Origin of the sequence: Streptomyces sp. SID1328 (genome assembly GCF_009865595.1) — a bacterium.
Classification (GTDB): domain Bacteria; phylum Actinomycetota; class Actinomycetes; order Streptomycetales; family Streptomycetaceae; genus Streptomyces; species Streptomyces griseoluteus.
This window is the reverse complement of the sequence record NZ_WWKH01001025.1, coordinates 1-10,332: the sequence shown is the minus strand read 5'-3', so window position 1 is coordinate 10,332 and position 10,332 is coordinate 1. Positions and strand designations below refer to the sequence as shown.

Genomic DNA, 10,332 nt, shown 5'->3' with positions numbered 1-10,332 from the left:
GTTCGCGTACTGCTCCGGCGGGATACCGCGCAGTGCCTTGACCACCTCCTCCGAGGCGCCCGCCGACCGCGCCGCGTCGACCAACTCGTCCCTGTCGGCCGGGAAGTCGACGTCCTTGATCGCGTCCAGCACCTCCGGCACGCTGGTGTGTGCCATGAGGGATCCTCCTTGCTTGTTCCGAACTCGTCGGCACGGCGAGCGGCCGCGCCTACCGGTCCTCGAAGTCGTCCGGTTCGATCCCCGCCTCGTCCATCGCCTCACGCAGGTCGCGGCTCTTCGCTCCGCCGGTACGACCCTCCGCGTCCGGGTCCCGCGACGGTTCCATGACCACCTCGTCGGTGGTGTGCGTCTTCGGTCGGTTCTCTTCGGGAACAGTCATGACGGCACTCCTCTGGTGCGCCTTGCGTCTCTTGCGGAACGGCGGGTGCCTGAGCCCCGCCGCGGAACAGGGGGTCACCCAGGGCCCCGGAACACCTCCTGCGACCGCCGGAAGCGGAGCTCCTCGAGCGTGCGCAGCTGCCGTTCGGCCCGTTCGAGCAACTGGTCGAGCTGCCGCGGGTCGAGGCGCTCGTCCGTCTCGGCGAGCGGACGCAGCGTCCGCCAGCCGGCCGCTTTCCCCTCGACGCCGAGCCGCAGGAACTCGAGCTCGACGACCGTCGTGAGCGGGGACCGGCGGACCAAGCGGCCGTTAGGCTTGAGCCGCCCGCCCAACTCGGCCGCGCGGCCCGCCAAGACCTTGTACTGGCGCGCCGGAACACCCAGCCTGGCCATGATGTCCAGCAGGCTCCGCCGGTCCTGGGCGATCTCACGCGCGATCGGCTCCAGCGCCTCGCCGGTCGGGGTGCCACGGGTCGCGCGGGCCAGGTAACGGGCCCGATTGGTGCCGACGGTGGCCCCCGCCAGATGGTCGTTGAGATAGATGCCGAGCAGGTCCAGCCGGAGCCGGCCGGCCTGCCGCGTGCCGGTCGTGCCGGCACGCGGAACGTCACTCGCACTCACCGCAGCCTCCTCGTCGGGACCGAGCCCCCCGGATTGGCCGAAGCTCGGGTACCCGCCCCACCCAGCCCGTACGACACATCCGGTACGAGTTTTCGAAAGATGTCCGATTTGCCGGGCAATCGACTGGCGTTACGCGACGCACCCGCCCTGCACCGAGAGGAACCCTCGGCGATGTGGTCCACAGCCTGGATGAACCACCCCCGTGGCTTCACGCTGCGCGACGGCAAGGCCGTCCACACCGACCCGTGGGGGGCGATCCTCAGGCCGGCGCCGCCCCCGCACACCACCCACACGATTTCCGCGGCCCTCATGGGGGCGGCGGCTCTTTTCGGCAGGCAGTCCGCAAGTGCCGCGAGCGTCACTACCGACGGAATCCGACAGACGACACAGCCGGACACCCTCCCGATTCAGATCGGCAGGTCGTCGGGCAGCACCCGGAACACCTTGTGCCGACCCAATGGGCGCACAGCCCGGAAATCGCGCCGGTCGAGCGTGAGTACCGCGTCGGTGTCGTACTCGGCGGCAAGGGCCACGTTCACCGCGTCCGCGAGGTCCAGGTCCAAGTCGCGATAGCGGGCGCGCACCGACTGGGCGACACCCAGGTGATCCTCCGTGATCCCGGGCAGAACGACACGGCCTCGTCGCACCCAATGGCGGATGTCGTCGACCGCGCTGAGGGCCGCTTCACGGCCGAGCTCGCGCGTGGCGACGTGGTCGATCTCCGCGAGCAGGAGCGGGGACATCACCAGGAGCCCGGCAGCCATGATGGCTTCGTTCGACGCTTGGTGCTCGGGGTGGGCGGAGTCGAGCGCAGCAAGCAGCCCGGAGGTGCCCGCGACGACGACGATCACGCAGCGGTCCCGGTCCCGGTCCCGGTCTCGCGGCGCACCGCGTCGGCGACAGCGTCACGCACGTCACGCTTACCGGGAGTGCGTCCCGCTCCTCGGAAGGTGCGCGAGAAGAGGGGCTCGTCCCATACACGGTTGGCCATGGCCGCTAGATGGATGCCCTGGCGGATGATCTCCGCCTCGCTGATACCGCGCCGCTTCGCGGCCTCTTTGATGATCGCGAGGTCTTCCGGATCGGCGTAGACGTTGGTGCGCTTCATCGACATGTACCAAGACTAGTCCATGTACCAACATGATGTATGTCCGTGCCCGTCCGGCTGCTGAGCGATGCATCCTGAGGGGGCAGCAGACAGTCGTATCCCGCGCCGCGACGCAGCAGGAGACGCTGTCTGTCGGGGGATCCCAGCACCCTTCGTACGTCTACCCAGTCCGCTTCACGGCTTGTACCGCTGTCGCTACAGCCACCTGGATTGGCGGGTCAGGCTGAAAACAGGTCGAGTGCCCGACGAACACCGCAAACCCGCAGGTCAGCCGCTCTACTTCACCGGTTCCAAGATCGCCACGCACTCCACATGATGAGTCATCGGAAACAGATCGAACGCCCGCAGCGTCCGCACCCGGTACCCGCCCTCGCGGAAGTACCCCAAGTCCCGGGCCAGCGCGGCCGGGTCGCAGGCCACATAGGCGATCCGCCGAGCACCGAGGCCGGCCAGGTGCTGCACCGTCTTGCGGCCGGCCCCCGCCCGAGGCGGGTCCAGGACGACGAGGTCGACCTCCGTGATCCCCGTCCGGGGCAGGACCGACTCCACCTTGCCCTGCTCGATCCGCACGCGGGGGAAGTCCGCGAGGTTGTGCCGCGCGTCCTCCACCGCCCGCTTGCCGGACTCGATGCCGAGGACCGCGCCGGTCTCGCCGAGGCGGTCGGCGAGGGCACCGGCGAAGAGGCCGGCGCCGCAGTAGAGGTCCAGCGCCATCTCGCCCTTGCGGGGCAGGAGGCCCTGCATGACGGCCGTCACCAGCGTGTCCGCCGCCTTCGGGTGGACCTGCCAGAAGCCGCCGCTGCCGACGCGGTACGTGCGGCCGTCGGCGCGCTCGCGGACGAACGCGCGGCCGTGGACCCGGTGGACGCCGCCGTCCTTCTCGTCGACGCGCATCACGGACGCGGGCCGGTCCAGCTCGACGAGCGGCAGCCTGGCACCGGGGCGGGGCTCCAGGATGACCATGCGGTCCTGCGAGCCGGTCGCGGCGATCGCGTCGACGGAGGCCATGCCCGACCAGTCCCGGTCCTCGATGCCGAGTTCGCTGACACCGGGCGCGGCGATCATGCAGTGGTCGATGGGCTCGACCTCGTGCGACCGGTGGCGGCGCAGGCCGGCGTTGCCGTCCGCGTCCACCGCGTACTGCATGCGGGTACGCCACTGGGGCACCTGGCCCGCGGGCAGCTTGTCGCCCTCGGCCGGCATGACCGTGCCGTCCCAGCCGGCCTCCTCCGGGGTGAGGCCCGCGAGCCGCTGGAGCTGCTCGGTGATGACCTCGCCCTTCAGGCGCCGCTGCGCACCCGGCTTCGCGTGCTGCCAGTCGCAGCCGCCGCACTTGCCGGGGCCGGCGAACGGGCACGGCGCCTCGACGCGGTCCTTGGACGCGTCCAGGATCTCCACCGCGTCGGCCCGCAGGAAGCGCGCGCCCTCCTCGCCCTCGGTCACCCGCGCCACGACCCGCTCCCCCGGCAGCGTGTGCCGGACGAACAGCACCTGCCCCTCGGCGGTACGGGCGATGCAGTGACCGCCGTGGGCGACCGGGCCTACCTCGACCTCGTACTCCGCGCCCACCAGAGACTTCTTCTGTTCTGCCTGCATGGTGGGGTGACTCCAAGATCGGGGAGGGAGGGGCGGCGGACGAACAAGGGCCCGCGCGGACAACAGCCGACCAGTCTACGGGGTCCCGAGGACCCCCACGGTCACTCCTTGGTCCCGGCCCCGTCCTTCGGCCGCTCGGCCGGGCCCCGCCGCACCGCGCCGGGCGCGCTCCACTCCTGCCTGCGGCGGGCCCGGTCGCGGGCCACCTGGGAGGACTCGAGCTGGTAGGGCACCGAGGTCACCATCACGCCGGGCGTGAACAGCAGCCGGCCCTTGAGCCGCAGCGCGCTCTGGTTGTGCAGCAGATGCTCGTACCAGTGACCCACCACGTACTCCGGGATGATCACCGACACGGCGTCCCGCGGAGACTCCTTGCGGAGGTTCTTGACGTACTCGATGATCGGCCGCGTGATCTCGCGGTACGGCGAGTCCAGCACCTTCAGCGGTACGGCGATCCCGCGCCGCTCCCACTCCTCGCGCAGCGCCTTGGTCTCCATCGGGTCGACGTTGACGGTGAGCGCCTCCAGGGTGTCGGAGCGCATCAGCTTGGCGTAGGCCAGGGCGCGCAGCGTGGGGCGGTGGATCTTGGAGACCAGCACCAGGGAGTGCACCCGCGAGGGGCGCACGCTGTCGTCGGTGGGGCCGTCCACGGCGGCGATCTCGTCCGCTACCCGGTCGTAGTGCTTACGGATCGCGGTCATCGTCACGTAGAAGATGCACATGCCCAGCAGGGCGACCCAGGCACCGTGGGTGAACTTGGTGACCAGCACGACGACCAGCACCAGGCCGGTGAAGAAGGCGCCGAAGGCGTTGATCGCGCGGGAGCGGACCATGTGGCGGCGCTTGAGCGGGTCCTTCTCGGCGGCGAGGTGCCGGTTCCAGTGCCGGACCATGCCGGTCTGGCTGAGCGTGAAGGAAACGAACACACCGACGATGTAGAGCTGGATCAGCCGCGTCGAGTCGGCGCCGTAGATCACCACCAGCAGCATCGCGGTGCCGGCGAGCAGCACGATGCCGTTGGAGAACGCCAGACGGTCGCCGCGGGTGTGCAGTTGGCGGGGCAGATAGCGGTCCTGCGCCAGGATCGAGCCGAGCAGCGGGAAGCCGTTGTACGCCGTGTTCGCCGCGAGGAAGAGGACCAGCGCGGTCGCGGCGGCGAGGACGATGAACAGGAAGCTGCCCTTGCCGAACACCGCCTCGGCGACCTGGGAGATCACCGGGTTCTGGACGTAGCCGGAGCCGATGGGCACGCCGTTGCGCAGCAGGTCGGTCGCCGGGTACTCCGCCATGCGGACCTTGGTGGTCATGGCGAGCGCGATGATGCCGCAGAACATGGTGACGGCCAGCAGGCCCATCATGGCGAGCGTGGTCGCCGCGTTCTTCGACTTGGGCTTGCGGAAGGCGGGGACGCCGTTGGAGATGGCCTCCACGCCGGTGAGCGCGGCACAGCCGGAGGAGAAGGCCCGCAGCAGCAGGAAGACCAGCGCGAAGCCCGCGAGGCCCTGGTGCTCGGCCCGGATGTGGAAGCCGGCCGTGGGCGCGCGCATCGTGTCCCCGAGGACCAGCCCGCGGAAGGCGCCCCACGCGATCATGATGAAGACGCCGCCGACGAACACATACGTGGGGATGGCGAAGAGCTTGCCCGACTCCTTCACCCCGCGCAGGTTCATCAGCGTCAGCAGGACGATCACGGCACAGGCGCACAGCACCTTGTGCTGCACCACGAAGGGCACCGCAGAGCCGAGGTTCTCGATGCCGGAGGCGATGGACACGGCCACGGTGAGGACGTAGTCGACCAGCAGGGCGCTGGCGACGGTCAGCCCGGCGCGGGGGCCGAGGTTGGTGGTCGCCACCTCGTAGTCACCGCCACCGCTGGGGTAGGCGTGCACGTTCTGCCGGTAGGAGGCGACCACCGTGAACATGAGCACGACGACCGCGACGGCGATCCAGGGGCTGAAGTGATACGCCGACACGCCCGCGATGGACAGGACCAGCAGAACCTCCCCCGGCGCGTAGGCGACGGAGGACAGCGGGTCGGAGGCGAAGACCGGGAGGGCGATGCGCTTCGGCAGGAACGTCTCGCCCAGCCGATCACTGCGCAGTGCGCGCCCGATCAGAATCCGTTTGGGCACGTCGGTCAGTTTGGACACGAGAGAGGATCGTAAGGCTTCGAACAGGCGGGCGCGCAACCGGTGGGCGCGTTCTGCCTCACGAGTGAAATCGGGGGCGCCCGGAAGTGGGGTGTGCCGGGTGCGCGCGCCCCCGTGCCTAGATGACTGCTCCGGCCCGTCGTCGCACTTCGGAGGTCCCATGCCCGTCGCCGCTGAGCTGCTCGGGGCCGTGCTAGCCCTGGCCGGTCTCGCCGTCCTCACCGGGTGCAGCGTGCGCAGCATCACTCGGCGCCGGGCGCCGGGGGTGACCGCGGTCACCGAACAGCGCAGATGAACGCCGTCACGACGGGTTGACGGCGGACAGGACGAGCACGCGTGTGCAGCTTTGGGCGCCGGTCTGAGACCCTGATGCCGAGCAGCAACTTTTGGACACCGGAAGGACGGTCGTGCACATCGTCATCATGGGCTGCGGCAGAGTGGGTTCCGCTCTCGCCCAGACCCTGGAGCAACAGGGACACACGGTCGCCGTGATCGACCGGGACCCCACCGCCTTCCGCAGGCTGGGGCCGGGATTCGGCGGCCGCCGGGTCACCGGTATCGGCTTCGACCAGGACACCCTGCGCGAGGCGGGCATCGAGGAGGCCGGCGCCTTCGCCGCCGTCTCCAGCGGTGACAACTCCAACATCATCTCCGCCCGGGTGGCCCGTGAGATGTTCGGCGTGGAGAACGTGGCCGCCCGGATCTACGACCCGCGTCGTGCCGAGGTGTACCAGCGCCTGGGCATCCCGACCGTCGCCACGGTCCGCTGGACCGCCGACCAGATGCTGCGCCGGCTGCTGCCCTCGGGCGCGGAGCCGCTGTGGCGCGATCCCACCGGCGGGGTCCAGCTCGCCGAGGTGCACGCCTCCGCGAAGTGGGTCGGCCACAAGATCAGCAAGCTCCAGGAGGAGACGGGCGTGCGCGTGGCGTTCCTGACCCGGCTGGGCGAGGCCGTGCTGCCCACCTCGCAGACGGTCCTCCAGGAGGGCGACCTGGTGCACGTGATGATGCGGACGGACGAGGTCCAGAAGGTCGAGGCCGCGTTCGCCGACGGCCCCGAAGAGGAGGGCGGTCACTGATGAGGGTCGCCATTGCCGGAGCCGGGGCGGTCGGCCGCTCGATCGCGGCGGAACTGCTGGAGAACGGCCACGAGGTCCTGCTGATCGACAAGGCGCCGACCGCCATCTCGGTGGAGCGGGTGCCGCAGGCGGAGTGGCTGCTGGCCGACGCCTGTGAGATCACGGCCCTGGACGAGGCCGCGCTCCAGCGCTGCAACGTCGTGATCGCCGCGACCGGCGACGACAAGGTCAACCTGGTCGTCTCGCTGCTCGCCAAGACGGAGTACGGCGTCCCGCGCGTCGTCGCCCGGGTGAACAACCCCAAGAACGAGTGGCTCTTCAACGAGTCCTGGGGCGTGGACGTGGCCGTTTCCACCCCGCGTCTGATGTCCGCCCTGGTCGAGGAGGCGGTGAGCGTCGGCGACCTGGTCCGGCTGCTGCGCTTCAGCCACGGCGACGCCAACCTGGTGGAGCTGACCCTGCCGGAGGAGTCGGCGCTGGCCGGCACCCAGGTCGGGGACGTGGAGTGGCCCGAGGACACCAGCCTCGTCACCATCATCCGCGGCACCCGCGTGCTGACGCCGTCCAAGGAGGACTCCCTGGAGGCGGGCGACGAACTCCTCTTCGTGGCCGCGCAGGCCCGCGAGGAGCAGCTGGAGGACCTGCTGTCGGTCCGCCGCGACAACGTCTGAGGCCGCACGTGAGGAGGGCGCCCCCGGATCTCTCCGGGGGCGCCCTCCTCGTGTGCACTCAGCCCCTGCGGTGCCGTCCCGCCGCGGTCTCGCCGTTCTCGGCGGCGGCGCCCTCGCGCTCGGCCTTCGCCGCCTTCTCGGCCTCCTCGGCCTTCTCGGCGGCCTCCATCTCGGCGAACACGTCGATCGGCGGCGGCGCCTTGGCGAGGAAGACCCAGGTGAGCCAGACCGCCAGCAGGAAGGGCGGGATCTTCAGGATGACCAGGACCCAGCCGAGCTGGGTGGTGTCGGCCCACCAGTAGAGCGGGAAGAGGATCGCGCACTTGGCGAGCAGGATCAGGCCCCAGGCCCAACTGGCCTTGGTGTACGCCTTCTTGCGGCCGGGGTTGCGGGTGCGCCAGGAGAGGTTCTCCTTGAACACCGGCCCCAGCATCAGCCCGATCAGCGGCACCCCGGCGAGGGTGGTGATGATGTACGCCAGCGCCAGGCCCAGGGTGTAGAGCATGCCGGGCAGGTAGAAGTCCTTGGCGTTGCCCGTGAACATGGCGAACACGACACCGAAGGCGACCCCGAAGACACCGCTGAAGGCGTGCTTGACGGTGTCCTTGCGCAGCAGCCGGACCACCAGCATGATCACCGAGACCGCCAGCGCGGCGATCGCGGAGAAGTGCAGGTCCTTGTTGATCGTGAAGATCGTGACGAAGATCAGGCCGGGCAGCACCGTCTCGACCATGCCGCGGATGCCGCCGAACGCCTCGAACAGCGCGGCCTCGGTGACCGCCCGGGAGTCGTGGACCTGGCCGTCGTCCTCGCGGCCGCCGCCCGGCGGGCTCTGTCCGGCGTCTTGGGTCGGCTTGTCGAGGGACGTCACCGGCTACTCCCGTCCGAGGGGTCGCAGTTCGTATTTCGGGTTGAACAGCACGCGGCGGCCCCGGCTCATCGAGATCCGGCCCGATGCGATCAGCTTGCGTCCCGGTTCTATACCCGTGATGGAGCGCCGGCCGAGCCACACCACGTCCAGCGCGGCGGTGCCGTCGAACAACTCCGCCTCCAGCGCCGGGACTCCCGCCCGCGGTCGCAGGGTGACCGTGCGCAAGGTACCAGTTACGGTGACGATCTGCCGGTCGTGGCAGTCGCCGATCCGGGTGCAGCCCGCGGTCTCGGTGTCCTCCCGCAGCTCCTCCGACTCCAGGTCCTCCTGCGAGGTGGAGAGCCGGTCCAGCATGCGGCGGAACCGGCCTGCCGACTTTTCGGATCGAGGAACGCCACTCATATCTGAAGCGTACCGGGGTGTGCCCCCGAGGCCGTACTCCAGAGGGCCCCGGCCCGGACACCGGATCACTTCTCGAAGCGGTAGCCCATGCCGGGTTCGGTGATGAAGTGCCGGGGGTGGGCGGGGTCGGCCTCCAGCTTGCGGCGGAGCTGGGCCATGTAGACCCGCAGATAGTTGGTCTCGGTGCCGTAGGAGGGCCCCCAGACCTCCCGCAGCAGCTGCTTCTGGCCGACCAGCCGGCCGGTGTTGCGGACCAGCACCTCCAGCAGATGCCACTCGGTCGGGGTGAGCCGTACGTCCTTGCCGCCCCGGTCGACCTTCTTGGCGGCCAGGTCGACGGTGAAGCCGGCCGTCTCCACGGTGGTCACCTCGTCCTCGCCCGGCCCGACCGGCTCGGCCCGGCGCACGGCGGCCCGCAGCCGGGCCAGCAGTTCGTCCATGCCGAAGGGCTTGGTGACGTAGTCGTCGGCGCCCGCGTCCAGCGCCTCGACCTTCTCGTCGGAGGAGTGGCGGGCGGACAGCACCAGGATGGGCACCCGCGTCCACCCGCGCAGGCCCCGGATCACCTCGACGCCGTCCATGTCGGGCAGGCCCAGGTCCAGGACGATCACGTCGGGGTGGCGGGAGGCGGCGAGCTGGAGCGCGGTGCGGCCGTCTGGGGCCGAGTCGACGTCGTACGAGCGCGCCCTGAGGTTGATCACGAGGGCCCGCACGATCTGCGGTTCGTCGTCGACCACCAGCACCCTGGTCATTGCGGCTGCCTTTCCTGTTCTGCGGTGTCCTCCCCGGCGCGCGACGGCTCGGGGCCGGGCCGGGCGGCGCGGAGGCTGAGGACCATGGTGAGTCCGCCGCCGGGGGTGTCCTCGGCGGTGAGGGTGCCGTCCATGGCCTCGGCGAAGCCGCGGGCCACCGCGAGGCCGAGTCCGACCCCGGCGCCGCGCGGGGCGTCGCCGTACCGCTGGAACGGCTCGAAGATACGGTCCTTCGCCTCGTCCGGCACGCCGGGCCCCCGGTCCACGACCCGCACCTCGACCCGGTCGACCAGGGCACTGGCGGAGACGGTGACGCGCCGGCCGGGCGGGCTGTACTTGACGGCGTTCTCCACCAGGTTGGCGACCGAGCGCTCCAGCAGGCCGGGATCGACGGCGACCATGGGCAGCGTCTCGGGCACGTCCAGGCCGACGCTGTCCTCGGGCACGCCGACCAGCGCCATGGGCACCACCTCGTCCACGTCGATCTCGCGGATCAGCGGGGTGACGGTGCCGGTCTGGAGGCGGGACATGTCGAGCAGGTTGCCCACCAGGTGGTCGAGCCGGTCGGCGCCCTCCTCGATGCCCTCCAGCAGTTCGGCCCGGTCCTCCTCGGACCAGGCCACGTCGTCCGAGCGCAGGGAGGAGACGGCGGCCTTGATCCCGGCGAGCGGGGTGCGCAGGTCGTGGCTGACGGCGGCGAGCAG

General features: G+C 70.5%; 14 protein-coding genes and 1 pseudogene. 4 read left to right on the top strand and 11 right to left on the bottom strand.

Annotation, left to right across the window (positions count from 1 at the left end):
- The 3 genes from GT030_RS33130 to GT030_RS33125 form a co-directional block, all read right to left on the bottom strand.
- A partial coding sequence (locus tag GT030_RS33130) for a DUF2795 domain-containing protein (protein WP_161204234.1) occupies positions 1 to 156 on the bottom strand: 156 nt, incomplete at its 3' end.
- A 52-nt stretch (positions 157 to 208) separates the two neighbouring features.
- A complete protein-coding gene (locus GT030_RS35985) occupies positions 209 to 379 on the bottom strand; it encodes a hypothetical protein (RefSeq protein ID WP_202460873.1) in 171 nt (56 codons plus the stop codon).
- Positions 380 to 453: 74 nt separating this feature from the next.
- Entirely contained in the window at positions 454 to 936 is a 483-nt protein-coding gene (locus GT030_RS33125; RefSeq protein WP_161204235.1) for a hypothetical protein, read from the bottom strand.
- On the opposite strand from GT030_RS33125, the pseudogene GT030_RS37470 reads away from it, so the two are divergent.
- Positions 904 to 1,320 (top strand): annotated as a pseudogene (locus tag GT030_RS37470) (cytochrome ubiquinol oxidase subunit I); the annotation flags it as partial. The gene GT030_RS33125 and the pseudogene GT030_RS37470 sit on opposite strands and share 33 nt — an antisense overlap.
- An 86-nt stretch (positions 1,321 to 1,406) precedes the next feature.
- On the opposite strand, the gene GT030_RS33115 reads toward GT030_RS37470, so the two are convergent.
- From GT030_RS33115 to GT030_RS33100, 4 genes are all read right to left on the bottom strand, one after another.
- The gene (locus tag GT030_RS33115) at positions 1,407 to 1,850 is read right to left on the bottom strand and encodes a PIN domain-containing protein (protein WP_161204233.1); all 444 of its coding nucleotides are present in this window, start codon (positions 1,848 to 1,850) and stop codon (positions 1,407 to 1,409) included.
- On the bottom strand, positions 1,847 to 2,113 hold the full coding sequence (locus tag GT030_RS33110) for a CopG family transcriptional regulator (protein ID WP_161204232.1): 267 nt from the start codon (positions 2,111 to 2,113) through the stop codon (positions 1,847 to 1,849). The genes GT030_RS33115 and GT030_RS33110 overlap by 4 nt, the downstream gene beginning before the upstream one ends.
- 270 nt (positions 2,114 to 2,383) lie before the next feature.
- Entirely contained in the window at positions 2,384 to 3,703 is a 1,320-nt protein-coding gene (locus tag GT030_RS33105; RefSeq protein ID WP_161204231.1) for a TRAM domain-containing protein, read from the bottom strand.
- Between the two features lie 101 nt (positions 3,704 to 3,804).
- Positions 3,805 to 5,853: an APC family permease gene (locus tag GT030_RS33100; RefSeq protein ID WP_161204230.1), complete on the bottom strand. Its 2,049-nt coding sequence runs from the start codon at positions 5,851 to 5,853 to the stop codon at positions 3,805 to 3,807.
- 160 nt (positions 5,854 to 6,013) lie between these two features.
- On the opposite strand from GT030_RS33100, the gene GT030_RS37240 reads away from it, so the two are divergent.
- The 3 genes from GT030_RS37240 to GT030_RS33090 all read left to right on the top strand — a co-directional run bounded on the left by GT030_RS37240 (position 6,014) and on the right by GT030_RS33090 (position 7,603).
- On the top strand, positions 6,014 to 6,148 hold the full coding sequence (locus tag GT030_RS37240; RefSeq protein ID WP_272920742.1) for a hypothetical protein: 135 nt from the start codon (positions 6,014 to 6,016) through the stop codon (positions 6,146 to 6,148).
- Positions 6,149 to 6,260: 112 nt separating this feature from the next.
- Entirely contained in the window at positions 6,261 to 6,932 is a 672-nt protein-coding gene (locus GT030_RS33095; protein WP_161204229.1) for a TrkA family potassium uptake protein, read from the top strand.
- On the top strand, positions 6,932 to 7,603 hold the full coding sequence (locus GT030_RS33090) for a TrkA family potassium uptake protein (protein WP_086694605.1): 672 nt from the start codon (positions 6,932 to 6,934) through the stop codon (positions 7,601 to 7,603). Before GT030_RS33095 ends, GT030_RS33090 begins: the two co-directional genes overlap by 1 nt.
- 58 nt (positions 7,604 to 7,661) lie before the next feature.
- On the opposite strand, the gene GT030_RS33085 is transcribed toward GT030_RS33090, so the two are convergent.
- The 4 genes from GT030_RS33085 to GT030_RS33070 form a co-directional block, all read right to left on the bottom strand.
- Positions 7,662 to 8,474, bottom strand: a complete 813-nt coding sequence (locus GT030_RS33085) for a DUF3159 domain-containing protein (protein WP_161204228.1) — start codon at positions 8,472 to 8,474, stop codon at positions 7,662 to 7,664.
- A gap of 3 nt (positions 8,475 to 8,477) precedes the next feature.
- Positions 8,478 to 8,876 (bottom strand): OB-fold nucleic acid binding domain-containing protein, encoded by a 399-nt coding sequence (locus tag GT030_RS33080; protein ID WP_130337226.1) that lies wholly within the window; start codon positions 8,874 to 8,876, stop codon positions 8,478 to 8,480.
- Positions 8,877 to 8,941: 65 nt separating this feature from the next.
- Positions 8,942 to 9,628 (bottom strand): response regulator, encoded by a 687-nt coding sequence (locus tag GT030_RS33075; protein ID WP_161204227.1) that lies wholly within the window; start codon positions 9,626 to 9,628, stop codon positions 8,942 to 8,944.
- Positions 9,625 to 10,332 (bottom strand): ATP-binding protein (locus tag GT030_RS33070; protein WP_237522990.1); only part of this gene is annotated, 708 nt, incomplete at its 5' end. The genes GT030_RS33075 and GT030_RS33070, both read right to left, overlap by 4 nt.